Origin of the sequence: Nonomuraea sp. B10E15, assembly GCF_039871615.1 — a bacterium.
GTDB lineage: Bacteria > Actinomycetota > Actinomycetes > Streptosporangiales > Streptosporangiaceae > Nonomuraea.
Map to the genome: position 1 here is coordinate 1,517,236 of NZ_JBDPMB010000001.1, position 19,794 is coordinate 1,537,029.

Consider the following 19,794-nt stretch of genomic DNA (forward strand, 5'->3'; position numbering starts at 1 on the left):
GATGAAGGTCGTCCTGGGCGTCAGCGGCGGCATCGCCGCGTACAAGGCCTGCGAGCTGCTGCGCCTGTTCACCGAGTCGGGGCACGAGGTGCGGGTCGTCCCGACCCGCGACGCCCTGAAGTTCGTGGGCGCGCCCACCTGGGCCGCCCTGTCCGGCAATCCCGTGACCCCCGAGGTGTGGGACGACGTTCACGAGGTGCCCCACGTGCGGATCGGCCAGCAGGCCGACCTCATCGTGGTGGCGCCCGCGACCGCCGACGTGCTCGCCAGGGCGGCGCACGGGCTGGCGGGCGATCTGCTCACCAACACGTTGCTGACCGCGAGATGCCCGGTCGTGTTCGCGCCCGCGATGCACACCGAGATGTGGCAGCATCCCGCCACCCGCGCCAACGTCGCGACGCTGCGCGAGCGCGGCTCGGTCGTGATCGACCCCGCCGCTGGGCGGCTCACCGGCGCCGACAGCGGCCCCGGCCGGCTGCCCGACCCGGCGGAGATCTTCCAGGTCTGCCTGCGCGTGCTGCGCGGCCGGCCGCGCGACCTGTCCGGGCGCAAGGTCGTCGTGTCCGCCGGGGGCACCCGTGAGGCGATCGACCCGGTTCGCTACATCGGCAATCGTTCGTCGGGGCTGCAGGGTTATGCCCTGGCCCGCACGGCCGTCGCCCGCGGGGCCGAGGTGACCCTCATCGCCGCCAACGTCACGCTGCCCGATCCGGCCGGGGCCACGGTGGTGCGGGTGGAGTCCACGGCCGAGCTGCGCCAGGCGGTGCTGGCCGCCTCCGGGGAGGCCGACGTCGTGGTGATGGCGGCGGCCGTGGCGGACTTCCGGCCCGCGACGCGGCACGACGAGAAGATCAAGAAGACGGACGGCGAGCCCGAGTCCATCCACTTGACGAAAAATCCCGACATCCTCGCCGAGCTCGGTCGCCGCCGCCGTCAGGCCCGCGTCCCCGACGCGGCCGGCGTGCCGGACACGGTGGATGTGAGCGGGCCCGTGGTTGTTGCGTCCGGCGAGCCGGCCGGTGGGGCGGCCATTGGGGTGGCCGGTGGGGCGGCGTCCGAGGGCGAGACGGACCGCGGTGTCGCGTCCCGTGATGGCGTGCTGCCTGGCGTCGCGTCCGGTGGTGCGGCGGTTCCCGGTTTCGCGTCCGGTGATGAAGCGGCCCGGCGCGTCGGGACCGGTGGTGAGGGTGGCGCGCGGCCGGAGGCGGCAGCGGGCGGCGCGGTGCGGGAGCCGTACCCCGAGGTGATCGTCGGCTTCGCGGCCGAGACGCACGACGTGCTCGCCAACGGGCAGGCCAAACTCGCACGCAAGGGTTGTGACCTGCTGGTCGTCAACGAGGTGGGTGCGGGCAGGGCGTTCGGCACCTCCGACAACGCGGCCACCGTGCTCGTCGCGGGCGGTGACCCGGTCGAGGTTCCGCTCGGTCCCAAGGAGGATCTCGCCGACGTCGTGTGGGATCTCGTCGCGGCCCGTCTCGCCTGAGCGGGGACCGTACTAACGGTTGCATAAGGGGCGCGGGCGGCGAAGAACGTACAAACCGTGTCAGACCTATTTCCAAATCGCATGTTGCGACACCCCCATACGCCTGCGGATACTTGGGGCAAGGGGGGATGGAATGCCGGTGGGTTCTGCTGTCAGGGATCGTTGTAGGACATTGCTCGGCGACCAAGGGGAGCTCCACTACGTCTTCCCCGCCCACTCGGTGGGAACGACGGAAAGCGGACATTTCCTCATCGTGGTCACCGACGCGGCCATTTCGGTGCTCGCCACCAGGACGCTCAGAAGCGACCGGCCCGTCGCGGTGTTCGCGTCGTTTCCGAGGCGCACGCGGCTGGGCCCCATCCAGCCTGGACCGATAATCGAGCTGGGCTCGATGGCGTTCGAATTCGATGAGGAGTACACCGCGGTGATCAAGGCCGCCGACGCGGAGGTCTTCGCGCCGGAGACCCTTCCCCCGGATCCACTGCCCGACCTGTGATGCCCGACATGCGGTGTGCGGCTTCGCAGCCGGGCGCCGGGTAGGGCTAGACTTCGGCGAAGCCCAGGTCCGCCCGCCGGCCCTGAGCCGTACATACGTCAGCAGCCGCTGCATGAGGAGCCACTGAGTTGTCACGTCGCCTGTTCACCTCCGAGTCGGTCACCGAAGGCCACCCGGACAAGATCGCCGACCAGATCAGTGACGCGATTCTCGACACCATGCTCAAAGACGACCCGAAGAGCCGGGTCGCCGTCGAGACGATGATCACTACCGGCCAGGTCCATGTCGCAGGCGAGGTCACCACCGAGACCTACGTCGACATCCCTGGCGTCATCCGGGAGAAGATCCTTGAGATCGGCTACGACGCCTCCCACAAGGGCTTCGACGGCGCCTCGTGCGGTGTGTCGGTGTCCATCGGCGCGCAGTCGCCCGACATCGCCCAGGGCGTTGACGCCGCCTACGAGCACCGCGAGGGCGAGGACGGCGACGAGCTCGACCGTCAGGGCGCCGGTGACCAGGGCCTCATGTTCGGCTATGCCTGCCGTGAGACCCCCGAGCTGATGCCCCTGCCGATCACGTTGGCCCACCGGCTGGCCCTGCGCCTGTCCCAGGTGCGCAAGAACGGCACGGTCCCCTACCTCCGGCCCGACGGCAAGACCCAGGTCACCATCGAATACGACGGCGACACGCCGATCCGGCTCGACACCGTGGTCGTCTCGACGCAGCACGCCGCCGAGATCGACCTCAAGGAGATGCTGACGCCCGACATCAAGGAGCACGTGGTCGACCCCGTGCTCGCGGAGCTCGACCTCGACACCGAGGGCTACCGCCTGCTGGTCAACCCGACCGGCCGCTTCGAGATCGGCGGCCCGATGGGCGACGCCGGGCTCACCGGGCGCAAGATCATCATTGACACCTACGGCGGCATGGCCCGCCACGGCGGCGGAGCCTTCTCCGGCAAGGACCCGTCCAAGGTCGACCGCTCGGCCGCCTACGCGATGCGCTGGGTCGCCAAGAACGTCGTCGCCGCCGGGCTCGCCGACCGGTGCGAGGTCCAGGTGGCCTACGCGATCGGCAAGGCCAAGCCGGTCGGGCTGTTCGTGGAGTGCTTCGGCACGGAGAAGGTGGCCGTGGAGAAGATCCAGGAGGCCGTCCTCCAGGTGTTCGACCTGCGCCCGGCCGCCATCATCCGCGACCTCGACCTGCTGCGGCCCATCTACTCCGAGACCGCCGCCTACGGGCACTTCGGCCGCGAGGGCTTCTCCTGGGAGTCCACCGACCGCGCCGAGTCCCTGCGCACCGCCGCCGGCCTGTGAGCCTGCGGGCGTCTCGCTCTCCCGGCCGGTCGGCCCTGGGCGCGGGACGCCGCCGGTCCGCATGACGCGCCGGCCCGGGCTCCGCGGGGCCCGGGGCCGGTTCGGCGTACGGCCGGACGGCCCTGGCCGGCCGGCGCATGTTCCCCGGGCGGAGACGGCCGGGGCGTGGTCGTGCCGCCCCCCGGCAGCGCGGGGCGGCTCCCGCCGTGCGACGGGGTCGTGACGCCTGTCCCCGCCTATTCGTGAACGGCCTGCCGGCTGGTGAATCGGATGCCGCATTCCCTGTCCGGGGATGCGGCATCCGGCGTTCGTGCCGTGTGCGGCCGGCGGACGCCGCGGGTGGTGAGGTCTGGTAGACGTAGGGCGTGACCGACTCCGACGACGCCCTTCTGCCGCTCGACGCCGTGCGGCCTCCAGCGTCGTCCAAGGACGCCAAAGGCGCTCCGGTGCCCGCTCCCGAGCGGCCGGTGGCGAGAATCGTCGTGGACAGCCCGCTGCCGCACCTCGACCGTTCTTTCGACTACCTGGTCCCGGCTTCCATGCACGACAAGGCCGAGCCGGGCGTGCGGGTCAGGGTGCGGTTCGCGGGCAAGCTCGTGGACGGGTTCCTGCTGGAGAGGGCCGAGGAGAGCGAGCACGATGGGCGGCTCACGCCCCTCGAACGTGTGGTCTCCCCTGAGCGCGTGCTCACGCCGGAGATCGCCGGGCTGGCCCGTGCCGTCGCCGACCGGTACGCGGGCACCCTGACCGACGTGCTGCGCCTCGCCATCCCGCCGCGCCATGCCAAGGTCGAGGCGGAGACCCCCAAGACCCCGGCTCCGCCCGGGCCGGCTCCCGATGCGCCCGTCCCGGCCGCGCGCGCCACTACCGATACTCGACCCGGACTCGATGATCCCGTCACCGCGGGAAACGCGTCACGTCCCGGAGAGGGGGAGCGGCCCCAGCCCGGTGACGCGACCGCTGCCGTGCCGCCGGGCGGCGAGACCGCCGGTGCGGCGGAGCGGCCCGTCGAGGCCGGCGGTGTGGAAGGACGGCCCCAGCCGGATCAGGTGTCCTCGGTGGAGGAGCCCCCGTCGTCGGAGCAGGTGGGCCGAGGTGCTCAGCAGGCGGTGCAGTCTTACGGCGGGGAGGTGGCGCGGGGGGAGAGCGCCTGGGACGCCTATCCCACCGGGCCCTCCTTCCTGGACGCGTTGCGCGGAGGGCGGGCGCCCCGGGCCGTGTGGTCGGCCCTGCCGGGCGCCCGCGGGTGGGCGAGGGCTATGGCCGAGGCCGTACACGCGACGCTGGACGGCGGCTGGGGAGCGGTCCTGGTGGTGCCCGACGGCAAGGACGTGGCGCTGGCGGACGCCGCATTCGAGCGGGCGCTCGGTCCTGGCAGGCACGTGGCGCTCACGGCCGATCTGGGGCCGGCGGAGCGGTACAGGCGGTGGCTGAAGGTGCTGAGAGGGCAGGTGCGGGCCGTTGTCGGCACCAGGGCCGCCATGTTCGCCCCCGTGGCGGATCTCGGTCTGGTGGCCATCTGGGACGACGGCGACGATCTGCACGCCGAACGCCTGGCCCCGTACCCGCATGCCCGGGAGGTGCTCGGGCTCAGGGCGCACAGGACCGGCGCGGCGATGCTGATCGGCGGGTACGCGCGCACCGCGGAGGCCACGCAGCTCATCGCCTCCCGCTGGGCCAGGCCGATCGTGGCCGCCCGTACGACGATCAGGAGCCTGGCCCCCCGCGTACGCCCGGCGGGTGAGGACGCGGAACTGGCCAAGGACCAGGCGGCGCGGCAGGCCAGGCTGCCGAGCATCGCCTGGCGGGCCCTGCGGGAGGGTCTGGAGACAGGCCCGGTGCTGGTGCAGGTGCCGAGACGCGGCTACCTGCCCGCCCTGGCCTGCCGGCACTGCCGTGCGCCTGCCCGGTGTGTCCTGCCTCCCACCAGGACGGCCGCCTCTGCCCTCCCGTCGAGTGAGAGGTCCCCCGGTTCGGCCATGGCGGGGGCGATCAGGTTCGGCGGCCCGGACCCCCTCACCGAGCCGTCCCCGGCAGGGCCGCCTGGCGGTGCGGGTCCGGTCGGCGGCCCGTCCCAGGCCGCGCAGCCCGGCGCGGGCGCCCGGCGTGAGCACCCCGCCCGCCATGAGGGTGAGCCCGGCCGGGCCGAGGTGACCGGAGCCGGCGGGACGGGCGAGGGCGGGCCGCTGTGCCACGGCCCGCTGGCGCTCAGGGGCGGCCACGCCGCCCCCTACTGCCGCTGGTGCGGCCGGGTGGACGCGCGCTGGCGGTGCCCGTCCTGCGGAAGTCCCCGGCTGCGCGCCGTCGTCACGGGGGCCAGGCGTACGGCGGAGGAGCTCGGCAGGGCCTTCCCGTCCGTGCCGGTGCGCACGTCGGGCCGTGACGGCGTGCTGGCCACCGTGCCGTCCACCCGCGCGCTGGTCGTCGCGACCCCCGGCGCGGAGCCCGTGGCCGAAGGGGGGTACGCGGCGGCGGTGCTGCTCGACGGGTGGGCGCTGCTCGGCCGGGCCGATCTGAGGGCGGCCGAGGAGGCGGTGCGCCGCTGGATGAACGCCGCCGCCCTGCTCCGGGCCGCCGCCGAGCTGGTCGTGCTCGGGGACTCCGCACTGCCCGCCGTACAGGCGCTGGTCAGGTGGGACCCCATCACGCACGCCGAGCGTGAGCTCGGAGAGCGGGCCGAGCTAGGTTTCCCGCCCGCGGTGCGGATGGCGACGCTCACGGGTTCGGCGAGCGCGGTCAGGCAGATGCTCGACGAGGTACGCCTGCCTTCCGACGCCCAGGTGCTCGGCCCCGTGCCGGTGGACGAGCCGGGACAGGAACGCGCCATGATCCGGGTGCGCCGGGCCGGGGGCGCCGCGCTGGCGGCCGCGCTCAAGGGCGCCAGCGGGGTGCGCGCGGCGCGCAAGACACCGGAGGTGGTGAGGGTGAGTGTCGACCCGCTCGACCTGATTTAGACCGTTTCCCCGATTCGCTCAACTCATGGCCAGCCGTTAGCGTGCCCCTGTGTCGATCGAATGGGTGAACCAGGCCATCGACGACCTGCGTGCCTGGGGGCGCTCGCGGGACGTCGAGGTGGACGCGGACGAGGTCCGCCTGCTCTGCGACTACGCCAGCGACTACCTCAACGTCAACGAGCCGGGTGACTTCACCCCCGAGACGTTCGATGAGCTGTTGTTGTCCATCTATCCGCGCAAGGTCATCGCGCCGCCGGAGAGCGCGCGTGAGACCGTGTCCGCGGCCCGCACTCTGGTGGCCTACCTCAGCGAGCGCGGCGCGGTCGGCGAGGAGACGGCGGCGCTCATGCGCGGCAGGCTCGACGACATCGAGCCGCGCATGCCGGAGGCCCTCGCCGACCCGGCCAACTTCGGCATGGCCAAGAGCCTGTTCAGCTCCATCGGGCCCGAGTCGCTCGAGCAGTCGATCGCCATCCCGTCCGGCGAGGTGCCCGATCTGGGCGAGGCGCCCTGCGACTGCCCGGGCTGCACGCCCCTGCCGGCCGCCCGGCTGGCCTCCCCCGACGACCTGCGCGCCGGGCTCGCCTCGGTGCCGATGCTGGCCGAGCAGCCACCGGCCGACAGCGGCGGCGACCCGATGGAGGCGTGGGCGCAGGCGGTGGCCCGCATGCTGGAGCCGGGCACGCGGGGCGCCGTCACCGGCTCGGCCGAGCTCGACGAGGGCCTCTACGACCTGTTCGACATGCTCTACCGGCTCCAGGTGCGGGTCCCCGTCACCGTGATCGGCGACTATCTCGACGAGATCGCCGGCGACGGCGGGGCCGACCTCGACGCCGTGCTCGACCGGCTGGCCTGGCACGGCATGATCGAGGTCACGGGCGACACCGCGGAGCTCACGCCGCTGGCGGTGTGGGGGTTGCGCGAGCACTACCTGTCGCTCGGGCTCGACGCCCCGCAGGCGTCCGACCTGGCCGAGGCCGACGCCCGCGGCCTCATCGAAGGGCTGCTCGAAGGCGTCCCCGCCGAGCTGGCCGAGGACGACATCAGCCGCTGGCTGACCGGAAGGGCGGCGGGCGAGGCCGCGGCCGAGCTGCTGGGCGCGGCCTCCGGCGCGCCCGCCGTGGCCCGAGGCATCGCCATCACCATCGTCGACCGGCTCGGGCCCGAGGCCGAGCCGCAGGTGCGAGACTATCTCGACGACCAGGAGCTGCGTCCGCACGCCATCCACTGGCTGGCCGCCAGAGGGCTGCCCGCGCCCCAGCTCACCCAGGAGGAACTGCTCTGGGTCAGCGTCGACATGCTCGCGCTCGCGATGCCTGCGGCCGAGGAGGATCTCGAGGTGTTCGCCGAGAACATGGCCGCCTCCGGCCCGCCCGCCCACATGATCGAGGAGATGTGGCGGGTGGACCACCCCGACGTCGTCGACGTCCTCGAGCTGCTCGGACGCTCCATACCCGACGGCACGGTCGCCAAGGCGGCCCGCAAGGCCGCGTTCAAAGCCCGGTCCCGGGCCATCCGTTGAGTACGCTCATGTGACTCGTGTGCAGTAAGTTTCGTGGGTGGCCAACAATGTCTTCGACCTCGCCGAGCTGCGCAAGCTGATCGATGAGCAGGCCGCCGTGCCGTCACGGCCTCCTGTGGAGACTCCCGTGGAGCATGAGGCGCTGACGTTTCCGCCGGTCCTGCTGGCGTCCGACGCCGAGCTGGCCAAGGCGGTGCCCACGGTCCCGCTGGTCGCCGACGCCATCAGGCTCACGCACTGGGCGGGCACCCGGCAGGTGACCGCCGAGGGGCACCTCGACGAGGCGGCCGCGCGGGCCGCGGCAGGGGAGCTCGGGGTGCCGCTCTCCCGGCTGCGCCTGATCTGGATCGTCGCCGTCAACACCGGGCTGCTGCAGATCCTCGGCGGGCGGGCCTCGCGCGGGCCGCTGTCGATGCAGCTGACCGTCGAGGCCACGCTGGAGTTCTGGGACGGCGTGGTCATGGACGTGCTCGACCGCGCGGACGAGGGCCTGACGGGCTCGGCCGTGGTCGACGGTCACCTGGCCGAGATGCTCGCCACGATCTACTCCGTGCGCTCGGGCGTCGCCACCGCCAACCTCGCCCGCGGCATCCTCCAGTCCCACGAGGTCGCCTGCGCTCCCGGCCCCGTCGAGATGCGCAGGCTCGCCGCGGCGCTGCCCGCCGAGCTGCTGGAGGCGCTGTCGCTGCTGGCCTACTGCGGGCTCGTCGAGCAGACCTCCGCGGGCCGCACCGCCCTCACCCCGATCGGCGTCTGGGCCATCCGCCGCGACCTGCTGCGCGAGGGGCACGACGCGCCGACCGCGGCCGAGGTCGAGGTGTACGCGGACCTGTCCGCCGCCGAGCTGGTCGACGAGCTGGTCAAGGGAGCGGCCACGCAGAGCGCCGTCGCGGGGTGGCTGGAGCGCCGCTCGCCCGAGTCGGCCGCCCGCGCCCTGATCGAGATCGCCGTCTCCGGCACGGCGGGGCAGCGCGGCGCGGTGGGCGCGATCCTGGAAGAGCTCGGCCCGGAGGCTGAGCAGCCCGTCAGGCAGGCGCTCGGCGATCCGCTGATGCGCCGCTACGCCGCCTCGTGGCTGCACATCCGCGACCTCGAGGCGCCGGCGCTCAGCCCGGAGGACCACACCTGGATAGCGGTCGACTCCCTGGCCGCGCTCATGCACCTGTCGGGCCACGCGGCCGGCCGGCTCGACACCCCCGAGCCCGGCGAAGACCTGATCAAGATCGTCGGCGAGATGCCCGCGGTCGGTCACCCCGACACGATCGCGGTGCTCGACATGCTCGCCACCGCCCACGACGACCAGGCTGTGGTCAAAGCGGCGCGCAAGGCCGCGATGAAGGCCCGCTCGCTGGTGCACGACGGTCCGCGCACGACGTCGTAGCACGACGGCCCTGCGCAGGTGAGCCGCCCGCCGCCGGCCGCGGGCGGTGCGGGAGGCCTCTGGCAGGTGACATGCTCTACTAAACTGGGCTGATCCACGTTCGAGAAACGGAGTGACCCCCTTGGCGATCCAGTCGATCCGGCTGTTCGGAGATCCGGTGCTGCGCACCCCGGCGGCCCCGGTCGTCGACTTCGACAAGGAGCTCCGCAAGCTGGTCAAAGACCTCACCGACACGATGATGGACGCCCCGGGCGCGGGCCTGGCGGCGCCGCAGATCGGCGTCGGGCTGCGGGTGTTCACCTACTACGTCGACGATCAGCTCGGCCACCTGATCAATCCCGACCTCGACCTGTCCTCGGAGATCGACGAGGAGGGCGAGGAGGGCTGTCTGTCCTTTCCCGGCCTGTCGTTCCCGACGCCGCGCGCCGTACGCGCCGTGGCCAAGGGCTTCTCCATGCACGGCGAGCCCGTCGTCCTCGAGGGCACCGACCTGATGGCCCGGTGCTTCCAGCACGAGACCGACCACCTCGACGGCATCCTGTTCATCGACCGCATGGACCCCAAGCAGCGCAAGCTCGCCATGAAGGCCGTGCGCGAGGCCGAGTGGAGCGGGCTGTCCGCTCCGGTGATCAAGGCCTCGCCGCACCCCACCGGCGGAAAGGCGCTCTGAGAGCATGCGTCTGGTCTTCGCGGGCACCCCTGCGACGGCGCTGCCGTCGCTGCGCACCCTCATCGACTCGCCCCGGCACGACGTGGTGGCGGTCGTCACCCGTCCCGACGCCCAGTCCGGCCGGGGCCGCAAGGTCCACCCCTCTCCGGTGGCCGAGCTCGCCGAGGAGGCGGGCATCGAGGTGCTGCGCCCGCAGAAGGCCGGCGATCCCACCTTCCTCGACCGGCTGCGCGCCCTCGAGCCCGACTGCTGCCCGGTGGTCGCCTACGGCGCGCTGCTTCCGCAGTCAGCCCTCGACGTGCCCCGGCACGGCTGGATCAACCTCCACTTCTCGATCCTGCCCGCCTGGCGCGGGGCGGCCCCCGTCCAGCACGCCATCCTGCACGGTGACGAGATCACCGGCGCGAGCACGTTCCAGATCGTCAAGGAGCTCGACGCGGGGCCCGTCTACGGCGTGGTCACCGAGGAGATCCGGGCGTCCGACACGAGCGGCGCCCTGCTGGAACGCCTGTCGGTCTCGGGGGCGGGCCTGCTCGCCGCCACCCTCGACGGCGTCGAGGACGGCGCCCTGGAGGCCCGGCCCCAACCGGCCGAGGGCGTGAGCGTCGCGCCCAAGATCTCCGTCGCCGACGCCCGGGTCGCCTGGGACAGACCAGCCCTCCACATCGACCGGCTGATCCGGGCCTGCACCCCGGGCCCCGGCGCGTGGACCGAGTTCAGAGGGCAGCGGGTGAAACTCGGCCCGGTGCGGGTGCTCGCCGGCGAGCGGCTCGCGCCGGGCGAGATCGCCGCGTCGAAGACCTCGGTCCGGGTGGGGACCGCGACCGACGCGGTGGAGCTCGGCGACGTGCAGCCGCAGGGCAAGCGGCTGATGGGAGCCGTCGAGTGGGCCCGAGGGGTCCGCCCGGAAGGCGAAGAGAGCTTCAAGTGACCCGGCACGGCGCCGGCCAGGCCGCGCGGAAAGTTTGAGGGCATGACGAGCAGGGGGCACCAGGGGGCCGGCGGAAACCGTACGCGCAGGCCCCAGAAGTCGGCGCAGAAGTCGGCGCAGAAGTCGGCCCAGAAGTCGGCGCAGAAATCGGTGCGGAAGCCGGCGCGCGATCAGGCGCGCAACGCGGCCTTCGACGTCGTGCGCGCCGTCGACGAGCGCGACGCGTACGCCAACCTGCTGCTGCCGCGCCTGCTGCGCGAGCGCGGGATCAGGGGCCGTGACGCGGCGCTGGCCACCGAGCTCGCCTACGGCACGCTGCGGGGCCTCGGCACCTACGACGCGATCATCGAGACGTGCAGTGACCGCACGCCCGATCCCGACGTGCTCGACGCCCTCAGGCTCGGCGCGCACCAGCTGCTGCGCATGCGCGTCCCGCCGCACGCGGCCGTCGGCACCACCGTCGACCTCGTACGCCTGCGCATCGGTGCGGGCGCGGCCAAGTTCGTCAACGCGGTGCTCCGCAAGGTCGGCTCGAGGACGGTCGAGGAGTGGCTGCCGATCGTCGCCCCCGATCCGGCCGACGACCCGGTCGGCCATCTCGCCGTCGCTCACGGACATCCCCGGTGGATCGTCTCCGCGTTCCGCGACGCGCTGGGCGGCCCTGACGAGGTGACCGAGCTGCTCGAGGCCGACAACGCCCGCCCGCTGGTGACGCTGGTCGCCCGGCCGGGGCGCAGCTCGGTGGCGGAGCTGGAGGAGGCGGGCGCCGCGCCGGCCCGTTACTCGCCCTACGCGGCCTACCTGCCTGAGGGCGATCCCGGCCAGATCGCGGCGGTCGGCGAGACGCGCGCCGCCGTGCAGGACGAAGCCAGCCAGCTGGTGGCGCTCGCCCTGACCCGGGTACCGGTCGAGGGCGAGGGCGAGGAGCGCTGGCTCGACCTGTGCGCGGGGCCCGGCGGCAAGGCCGGGCTGCTGGACGCCATCGCCGTCCACGGGGACCTCGCCGGGCTCGACGCCGGAGCCCCTGGCGCCTTTCCAGGAGGGGCCCGGCTGCTGGCCGCCGACCTGCAGTACCACCGGGCGCGGCTGGTCTGGCAGACCACCAGGGACGCCGGCGTGGTCAACGCCGACGGCACGGAGCCGGCCTGGCGGCAGGGGGTGTTCGACCGGGTCATGCTCGACGCGCCCTGCACCGGGCTCGGCGCGTTGCGGCGGCGTCCTGAGGCGCGCTGGCGGCGTGATCCCTCCGGCATCGGCGACCTGGGCAAGCTGCAGCGGCGGCTGCTCGGCACGGCGCTCGACGCCGTGCGTCCCGGGGGCGTCGTGGCGTACGTGACCTGCTCTCCCCATCTGGCCGAGACCCGGGTCGTGGTCGGCGACGTCGCGGCCCGCAGGGAGGACGTCGAGCAGCTCGACGCGCGCGCCTACCTGCCGGGCGTCGAAGGCCTGGGGGAGGGGCCGCACGCCCAGTTCTGGCCGCACCGGCACGGCACCGACGCCATGTTCCTGGCCCTGCTGCGCAAGCGGCACTGATCGTTGGGCGCGCCGCCCGGCTGATCGTGCCGGCACGGCGCGAATCACGCCGCCGCGAGCGGCGCGCCGGGCATGACGGCGCGCGGATGGGACACGATGGGCAGGGTGGATCTCCTGGACGAGTTGCACCTGGCGGAGCTCGGGACGATCGTCGGGCTCCAGCAGTGGCCCGAATGGGTTCTGCCGGTGATGAAGCTGGTGTCGGCCCTCGGCACCGACACCTTCTACCTGTTGTGCCTGCCCGTGCTCTACTGGTGCGTCAATCCCGCGTTCGCCCTGCGCCTCGGGCTCACGGTGATGGTGGCGGGCGCCACGAACGCGCTCGCCAAGCTCGCCTGGCACCAGCCGAGGCCGTACTGGATCGACGCCCGCGTCCGCCCGCTCTCCCCGGAGGGGGCGTTCGGGCTGCCGTCGGGGCACGCCCAGAGCGGCACGGCCGGCCTGGGCCGGCTCGCCTCGCTGTCGGGCGGTTCGTGGGCGTGGTGGGCGGCGGGCGGGCTCGTCGGGCTGGTGTGCCTGAGCCGGGTCTACCTCGGCGTGCACTTCATCTCCGACGTCGTGGCCGGAGTGGTGCTCGGTCTGGTCGTGCTGGCGCTCGTCATCACGCTGGAACGCCCCGTGACGGCGTGGTGGCGGCGGCAGGCGCTGTGGGCGCAGCTGGCCGCCTCCGCGGCGCTGTCGTTCGGGCTGATCGGCGCGGCGGCGCTCGTCAACGCCCCCTACGCCGGCTGGTCGCCGCCCGCGGCGTGGAGCCCGGCCGGCGCCATCGACCCCGAGAACCTCGACCGGGTCGTCATCCTCGCCGGGCTGCTGGCCGGCACGCTGGCGGGTACGTCGATCATGCACCGGATCGGCTGGTTCGAGGCGGGCGGGCCGCTCGGCATGCGCGTCGCCCGCTGGCTGCTCGGCACGTTCGTCGCCGCGTCCGTCTTCTACGTCATGCGCGAGCAGCTGCCGCAGACCGGCGCCGTCCTGTATGCCGGATACGCGCTGCTGGCGCTCTGGGTGCAGCTGGGAGCGCCGGTGCTGTTCATCAGGCTCGGGCTGATGGCCCCGGCGAGACGGGCGCGGGCCGTTCAATAGACTGGCGCATCATGGCCGTACAGATCTCGCCCAGCATCCTCGCCGCCGACTTCGCCAGGCTCGCCGACGAGGCCGCCGCCGTGCCCAACGCCGACTGGCTGCACGTCGACGTGATGGACTACCACTTCGTGCCCAACCTCACCCTGGGCCTGCCGGTGGTCGAGTCGCTGCGCAAGGCGACCGACAAGCCGCTCGACTGCCACCTCATGATCGCCGAGCCCGACCGCTGGGCGCCTCAGTACGCCGAGGCGGGCGCCGGCAGCGTCACCATCCACGCGGAGGCGGCACGGGCTCCGGTCCGCACGCTGCGCGAGATCCGCGCGCTCGGGGCCAGGGCGGGCCTCGCGCTCAACCCGGCCACGGCGGTCGAGCCGTTCGAAGACCTGCTGGGCGAGGTCGACATGCTGCTGCTGATGACCGTCGAGCCGGGGTTCGGCGGGCAGAAGTTCCTCGACGTGGTGCTGCCGAAGCTGCGGCGGGCGCGCGAGCTCGTCGACAAGCACGGCGGGCGCGTGTGGCTGCAGGTGGACGGCGGGGTGACCGGCGAGACCATCGAGCGCTGCGCCGAGGCGGGCGCCGACGTGTTCGTGGCGGGCAGCGCCGTCTTCGGCGCGTCCGACCCCATGGCCGCCGTCGACGGGCTGAGGGCCGCCGCCGAGCGCGCCGCCTCGTGACATGAAATGTCGGTTGCCGGGGTAACTATCCACTTATGGGCGACCATGGCATCTTCGGGCCCCGCTCGGTGACGTGGCGGGTGATGGGCGAGCCGATTCTGCTGGTGGGCGGCATTCGCGCCCTGCTGATGCAGGGGCTGCATCCGAGGGCGATGCGCGGGGTGCTGCAGAATTCCGCGCTCATGGATCCGAACGAAGCCTGGTCGCGGTTCGTCCGCACGACCGAGTTCGTCCGCGTGCGCACGTACGGCACCCGCGCGGAGGTCGAGCGGGCCGGCCGCCGCGTCCGCAAGATCCATGCCAAGCTGACCGCCCACGATCCTGACACCGGCGCCACGTTCCGCCTCGACGAGCCCGACGCGCTGCGCTGGGTGCACGTCGGCGAGGTCGACTCCTACCTGTCGGTCGCCCGCAGGGCGGGGGTGCGGCTGACGGACGACGAGGCCGACACGTTCGTGGCGGAGTGGCGGCGGGCCGCCGAGGTCGTGGGGTTGCGGGCGGAGGAGGTGCCCGGCTCGGTGGCGGAGCTGCGTGCCTACATCGACGCCGAGCGGCCGGGGCTGCGTTTCGTCCCCGAGGCGTCCCACCCGCTGCGCCTGTCGCTCAACGCTCCGCTCCCGGTCCTGCTCACGCCGCTCAAGCCGGCGATGCCGGCGCTGACGCTGCTCGCGTTCGCCACGCTGCCGCGCTGGGCGAGGCGGCTGTACGGGTTGCCCGCCACGCCGGTCGGCGACCTGTGGGCGACCGCCACGCTGCGGACCCTGCACACCGGGATCGGGCTGGTCCCCGGGCACCCGCTCCACAGCCCGGCGGCCCGCCGCGCGCACCGCATCATGGCGGCCTGAGGGCGTTGACCAAGCGGTCGGTTGGCCGTTTTGCCCGGGGTGGTCGCGCGCCCGGATCGGGGCATGGCAGACTGGTAGGCGAGAAGAGCTAGCGTGCTCCGGGGTCGGTGAAATTCCGAACCGGCGGTGACAGTCCGCGACCCGGCCGATGCCATCGGCCGGTTGACCCGGTGAAATTCCGGGACCGACGGTTAAAGTCCGGATGGGAGGAAGCGCGCGAGGTGTCCGGTGTCCCAGCCGGGCGCCTGCTGTGGTGCACGGGTGCACCATCGCACGTCCCCCGGGGCCCGCCGTGGCGAAGAGCTACTGGCGAGTAGGAGACCCGGGTGGAGACTCCCGATCAGGACGCCGCGCACATGGCGCGCGCCATCGAGCTGGCCGGGCACGGGCGCGGCACGACCAGCCCCAACCCCGTCGTGGGCTGCGTCGTGCTCGACGCGGCCGGCCAGGTGGCGGGCGAGGGGTTCCACGCGTACGCCGGCGGGCCGCACGCCGAGATCGTCGCGCTGGCGCGGGCCGGAGAGCGGGCCCGCGGCGGCACCGCCTACGTGACCCTCGAGCCCTGCGACCACACCGGCAGGACGGGCCCGTGCAGCCGGGCGCTGCTCGACGCGGGCATCGCGCGGGTGGTGATCGCGGTGACCGACCCCAACCCGAAGGCGGCGGGCGGGGCCGCGCGGCTGCGGGCGCGGGGCGTGCCCGTGACGTCGGGGGTGCTCGCCGGCGCGGCGGAGCGGGGGAACGAGGAGTGGCTCACGTACGCGCGGCTCGGGCGTTCCCACGTGACCTGGAAGTTCGCCGCGACGCTCGACGGCAGGTCGGCCGCGGAAGACGGCACCAGCCAGTGGATCACCTCTCCCGAGGCGCGGGCCGACGTGCACCGGATGCGCGCCGCCGCCGACGCGATCGTGGCCGGCATCGGCACCGTCCTGGCCGACGACCCCAGCCTCACCGCCCGGCCACCCGGACACGACGGGGACGACGGCCCCGCCAAGGGTGTCCGTGCGCCGCTGCGGGTCGTGATCGACACCGAGGGCCGCACCCCCCAGCACGCCAGGGTGCTCGACGACCGGGCGCCCACGCTCGTCGCGGTGGCCGACGACGCCCGCACCGGCCTCAAAGCCGACCTGCTGCGCCTGCCCCGCCACGAGGACGGCCTCGACCTGCGCGCCCTCCTGCGGGAGCTGGCCGCGCGCGAGGTGGTCGGCGTGTTCCTGGAAGGCGGGCCCACGCTGGCCGGCTCGTTCGTCAGGCAGGGCCTGGCCGACCGGGTGCTGGCCTATGTGGCGCCCGCGCTGCTCGGCTCGGGGAGCGCGGCGCTCGGCGCGGCGGGGGCGGGCACGATCGGCGAGATCCACCGCCTGACCTTTGATGACTTTTCCCTCATCGGGCCGGATCTTCGGTTGATCGCCCGGCCCGCCCACCCACTAGGCAGGGAGCAGTGATGTTCACCGGAATCATTGAGGAGAAGGGCGAGGTCGTGGCCGTCGAACGGTCGGGAGGCGGAGCCCTGCTGGCGGTGCGCGGGCCGCTCGTCACCTCCGACGCCCGGCACGGCGACTCCATCGCGGTCAACGGCGTGTGCCTCACGGTCGTGACGGTCGAGGACGACGTGTTCACCGTCGACGTGATCAGGGAGTCGCTCGACCGCAGCTCCCTGGGCGTGCTGATCGAGGGCTCCGCCGTCAACCTGGAGCGCTCCGTACGCGCCGACCAGCGCCTGGGCGGCCACATCGTGCAGGGCCACGTGGACGGCACCGCCACGCTGCTGTCCAGGGAGCCCGGTGAGAGCTGGGACGACGTGCGCTTCTCGCTGCCGGAGCCGCTCGCCCGCTACGTCGCCGAGAAGGGCTCGATCGCCATCGACGGAATCAGCCTGACGGTCACGACGGTTGACGACGAAAGCTTCGGCGTGAGCCTCATCCCGACCACGCTCAAGCTCACCACCCTGGGCGACCGCCAGGTGGGCGACATGGTGAACATCGAGGTCGACGTGATCGCCAAGTATGTGGAGAGGCTGGTGACCGGGAAGTGAACTGGGCCAACGCCGGATTTGAGATGTTCGGCACGCATGTGATGTGGACCGACCTGGTGGGCAACATCGCCGCCCTGTCGACGGTCCTGCTGGCCATCCGCAAGTCGATGTGGACGTGGCCGGTCCAGTTCACCGGCTCGGTGTTGCTGTTCATCGCCTCCATCAGCGCGCACGTCACCGGCAACGCGCTCAAGCAGGCGATGTTCGCCGGCCTGGCGATCTACGGGTGGTGGGCCTGGCGGCGCGGCACCGAGAACGGCAGGCAGCTGGCCATCCGCCCGGCGCGGTGGTGGGAACGGCTCGTCCTGATCGGTTTCATGGTGCTGGGCACCGCCGCGGTCGGCCTGCTCTTCTATGTCACGGGCCTGTCGTGGGGCGCCACGGTGCCGCTGCCCGAGGGCGCCTTCCTGGTGGCGGCCGACGCCTACATCTTTGTCGGCAGCGCGATGGCCACCTGGGCCCAGGGCAGGGCACTGGTGGACTTCTGGATCGTGTGGGTGGCCGTCGACCTGGTGGGGGTGCCGGTGGCGTTCTACTCGGGGCTCGTGGTCTCCGGCTACGTGTACGCCGTGTTCTTCGTGCTGGTCATCGTCGGGTTCGTGAAATGGCTGCGCGAATCCCGTACGACCCGGCTTCAGGTGGCGGTGGCGCAGTGAACACCATCAAGCTCGACCCCATCGAACGCGCCATCGAGGACATCCGCGCCGGCAAACCCGTCGTGGTCGTCGACGACGAGAGCAGGGAGAACGAAGGCGACCTCATCTTCGCCGCCGCCAAGGCCACGCCCGACCTGTGCACGTTCACGATCCGGCACACCAGCGGCATGATCTGCGTGGCCATGGAGGGCAAGGAGCTCGACCGGCTCGGGCTGCCCCTCATGGTCTTCCACAACACCGAACGCATGCGCACCGCGTACACGATCACCGTGGACGCGCGCGACGGCGTCACCACGGGCATCTCCGCCGCCGACCGGGCCCGGACCATCCGCACGCTCGCCGACTCCGCCACCGAGCCCGACGAGCTCGTACGCCCGGGCCACATCTTCCCGCTGCGCTACCACGAGGGCGGCGTGCTGGCCAGGCGCGGCCACACCGAGGCGGCCGTCGACCTGGCCAGGGCGGCCGGGCTGTCGGCGGCGGGCGCGCTGGCGGAGGTCGTCAACGAGGACGGCACCATGGCCAGGCTGCCCCAGCTGCGCCGCTTCGCCGACGAGCACGACCTGGCCCTGGTCTCGATCGAGCAGCTCGCCGACCACCGCCGCCGCGCCGAGAGCATGGTCACCAGGGTCGCCGAGACGCGGCTGCCCAACGCGCACGGCATGTGGCGGGCGTACGGCTACGCCAGCGCGCTCGACGGCGGCGAGCACGTGGCCCTCGTCTACGGTGACCTGTCCGGCGGCGAGAACGTCCTGGTCAGGGCCCACTCCGAATGCCTGACCGGCGACGTGTTCGGCTCGCTGCGCTGCGACTGCGGGGTGCAGCTCGACCATGCCATGGCGGCCATCGCGGAGGAGGGCCGCGGCGTGGTCGTCTACCTGCGCGGCCACGAGGGCAGGGGCATCGGCCTGCTGGCCAAGCTCAGGGCGTACAGCCTGCAGGACAACGGCAGTGACACCGTCGACGCCAACGTGGAGCTGGGGTTGCCGGTGGACGCGCGCGAGTTCTCCAACGCGGCGCAGATCCTCGCCGACCTGGGGGTGAAGTCGGTGCGGCTGCTCACCAACAACCCGGCCAAGCTCAAGGGCATGGACGGCTACGGCATCAAGGTGCTCGGCCGCGAACCCATGCCGGTGGCCATGAACCGCCACAACGAGCGTTATCTCCTGGCCAAGCGCGACCGGCTCGGCCACGACATCGCCACGACATCGGGGGAGGCGTCATGAGCGGTGAGGGACGGCCAGGGGCGGTGGCGCCGGACGCGTCCGGGCTGACGGTGGGGGTGGTGGCGGCGAGCTGGCACGCCACGATCACCGACCAGCTGGTGGCGCGGGCCGTGCAGGCGTGCGACGACAGCGGCGCGGTGGCGACGGTGGTGCGGGTGCCGGGCTCGCTGGAGATCCCGGTGGTGGCCCAGGCACTGGCCCGCCGCTGCGACGCCGTCGTGGCACTGGGCGCGGTCATCAAGGGAGAGACCGCCCATTTCGACTACGTCTGCGACTCGGTGACCTCGGGGCTGACCCGGATCTCGCTGGACGAGCGGACGCCGGTCGGCAACGGCGTGCTCACGTGCGAGACGCTCGACCAGGCCCTTGATCGTTCCGGCCTGCCGGGCAGCAAGGAGGACAAGGGATACGAGTCGGCCGTCGCCGCGCTCGAGACCGCCCTCCTCCTCCGGGACCTCCGTTAGCGTGCGGTAGGTTTCCTTCGTGTCACAGCCCGCACCGCCCCTGCCCATCACCTGGCGTCCACGCCGGGCGAGGATCGTCGCCTACGGATTCGCCGTGCTGATCGTGCTGGGGGCGGTGGTCATGGCGGTCCTCATCGCCGCGCCGTTCAAGCTGCCCGACCGGGTGGCGATCGTGGCGTTCGGCTGCGCGGTGGCCTACGTGCTGCACCTGCTGGGGCGGGTGCGGGTGGAGGCCGACGAGGAGGGCATCACGATCGTCAACGCCGTCCGCACCCACCGCTACAGCTGGCCGGAGATCCTCGACGTCACGCTCCTCGTGGGCGACCCGTGGCCGCGGATCGACTTCTCCGACGGGCGCACGATCGGCGCCATGGGCATCCAGGGCTCGGAGAAGGCCCGCGCCCGCCGGGCCACGGCCGAGCTGGCGGCCCTGATCCGCGAGCGCGGCGAGGCACGCGAGGAATAGCCGCTGCTCCCGTTCCCGCCCGGCGGCGGCGTAGCCTGAAAGCGTGCTACGGCGGACAA

The 19,794-nt window shown here is 72.9% G+C and carries 18 protein-coding genes and 1 riboswitch; all 18 genes read left to right on the forward strand.

Translation table 11 applies throughout. The annotated features are described in order from the left end of the window. Window position 1: 1 nt before the first annotated feature. The 18 genes from coaBC to ABGB14_RS07120 all read left to right on the forward strand — a co-directional run bounded on the left by coaBC (window position 2) and on the right by ABGB14_RS07120 (window position 19,735). Entirely contained in the window at window positions 2-1,483 is a 1,482-nt protein-coding gene (coaBC, locus tag ABGB14_RS07035; RefSeq protein ID WP_347642708.1) for a bifunctional phosphopantothenoylcysteine decarboxylase/phosphopantothenate--cysteine ligase CoaBC, read from the forward strand. A 133-nt stretch (window positions 1,484-1,616) separates the two neighbouring features. Next, window positions 1,617-1,979, forward strand: coding sequence for a hypothetical protein (locus ABGB14_RS07040; protein WP_347642709.1), 363 nt, complete (start codon window positions 1,617-1,619; stop codon window positions 1,977-1,979). A gap of 128 nt (window positions 1,980-2,107) precedes the next feature. After that, window positions 2,108-3,295 (forward strand): methionine adenosyltransferase, encoded by a 1,188-nt coding sequence (gene metK / locus ABGB14_RS07045; RefSeq protein ID WP_347642710.1) that lies wholly within the window; start codon window positions 2,108-2,110, stop codon window positions 3,293-3,295. A gap of 365 nt (window positions 3,296-3,660) precedes the next feature. Then, a complete protein-coding gene (locus tag ABGB14_RS07050) occupies window positions 3,661-6,249 on the forward strand; it encodes a primosomal protein N' (protein WP_347642711.1) in 2,589 nt (862 codons plus the stop codon). 49 nt (window positions 6,250-6,298) lie between these two features. Beyond that, the gene (locus ABGB14_RS07055) at window positions 6,299-7,771 is read left to right on the forward strand and encodes a hypothetical protein (protein ID WP_347642712.1); all 1,473 of its coding nucleotides are present in this window, start codon (window positions 6,299-6,301) and stop codon (window positions 7,769-7,771) included. Window positions 7,772-7,808: 37 nt separating this feature from the next. Then, window positions 7,809-9,152: a hypothetical protein gene (locus ABGB14_RS07060; protein WP_347642713.1), complete on the forward strand. Its 1,344-nt coding sequence runs from the start codon at window positions 7,809-7,811 to the stop codon at window positions 9,150-9,152. A 121-nt stretch (window positions 9,153-9,273) separates the two neighbouring features. Beyond that, window positions 9,274-9,822 carry a peptide deformylase gene (def, locus tag ABGB14_RS07065; protein WP_347642714.1) on the forward strand — a complete coding sequence of 183 codons (549 nt, stop codon included), beginning with the start codon at window positions 9,274-9,276 and terminating at the stop codon, window positions 9,820-9,822. 4 nt (window positions 9,823-9,826) lie between these two features. Continuing rightward, a complete protein-coding gene (gene fmt, locus ABGB14_RS07070; RefSeq protein ID WP_347642715.1) occupies window positions 9,827-10,753 on the forward strand; it encodes a methionyl-tRNA formyltransferase in 927 nt (308 codons plus the stop codon). A 42-nt stretch (window positions 10,754-10,795) separates the two neighbouring features. Continuing rightward, window positions 10,796-12,286, forward strand: coding sequence for a transcription antitermination factor NusB (locus ABGB14_RS07075; protein WP_347642716.1), 1,491 nt, complete (start codon window positions 10,796-10,798; stop codon window positions 12,284-12,286). A 105-nt stretch (window positions 12,287-12,391) separates the two neighbouring features. Further along, on the forward strand, window positions 12,392-13,369 hold the full coding sequence (locus ABGB14_RS07080) for a phosphatase PAP2 family protein (protein WP_347642717.1): 978 nt from the start codon (window positions 12,392-12,394) through the stop codon (window positions 13,367-13,369). An 11-nt stretch (window positions 13,370-13,380) separates the two neighbouring features. Then, entirely contained in the window at window positions 13,381-14,043 is a 663-nt protein-coding gene (rpe, locus tag ABGB14_RS07085) for a ribulose-phosphate 3-epimerase (RefSeq protein ID WP_347642718.1), read from the forward strand. 35 nt (window positions 14,044-14,078) lie between these two features. Beyond that, window positions 14,079-14,888 (forward strand): oxygenase MpaB family protein, encoded by an 810-nt coding sequence (locus tag ABGB14_RS07090; RefSeq protein ID WP_347642719.1) that lies wholly within the window; start codon window positions 14,079-14,081, stop codon window positions 14,886-14,888. A gap of 89 nt (window positions 14,889-14,977) precedes the next feature. Next, window positions 14,978-15,108: riboswitch (FMN riboswitch) on the forward strand. A gap of 106 nt (window positions 15,109-15,214) precedes the next feature. Beyond that, window positions 15,215-16,333: a bifunctional diaminohydroxyphosphoribosylaminopyrimidine deaminase/5-amino-6-(5-phosphoribosylamino)uracil reductase RibD gene (gene ribD, locus ABGB14_RS07095; RefSeq protein WP_347642720.1), complete on the forward strand. Its 1,119-nt coding sequence runs from the start codon at window positions 15,215-15,217 to the stop codon at window positions 16,331-16,333. Next, complete coding sequence (locus tag ABGB14_RS07100; RefSeq protein WP_347642721.1) at window positions 16,333-16,923, forward strand: riboflavin synthase; 591 nt, start codon at window positions 16,333-16,335, stop codon at window positions 16,921-16,923. Before ribD ends, ABGB14_RS07100 begins: the two co-directional genes overlap by 1 nt. Further along, window positions 16,920-17,579 (forward strand): nicotinamide mononucleotide transporter family protein, encoded by a 660-nt coding sequence (locus tag ABGB14_RS07105; protein WP_347642722.1) that lies wholly within the window; start codon window positions 16,920-16,922, stop codon window positions 17,577-17,579. Before ABGB14_RS07100 ends, ABGB14_RS07105 begins: the two co-directional genes overlap by 4 nt. Beyond that, window positions 17,576-18,805 (forward strand): bifunctional 3,4-dihydroxy-2-butanone-4-phosphate synthase/GTP cyclohydrolase II, encoded by a 1,230-nt coding sequence (locus tag ABGB14_RS07110; RefSeq protein WP_347642723.1) that lies wholly within the window; start codon window positions 17,576-17,578, stop codon window positions 18,803-18,805. The genes ABGB14_RS07105 and ABGB14_RS07110 overlap by 4 nt, the downstream gene beginning before the upstream one ends. After that, entirely contained in the window at window positions 18,802-19,269 is a 468-nt protein-coding gene (ribH, locus tag ABGB14_RS07115) for a 6,7-dimethyl-8-ribityllumazine synthase (RefSeq protein ID WP_347642724.1), read from the forward strand. Before ABGB14_RS07110 ends, ribH begins: the two co-directional genes overlap by 4 nt. Window positions 19,270-19,288: 19 nt before the next feature. Continuing rightward, window positions 19,289-19,735: a PH domain-containing protein gene (locus tag ABGB14_RS07120; protein WP_347642725.1), complete on the forward strand. Its 447-nt coding sequence runs from the start codon at window positions 19,289-19,291 to the stop codon at window positions 19,733-19,735. The last annotated feature ends 59 nt before the right edge of the window (window positions 19,736-19,794 follow it).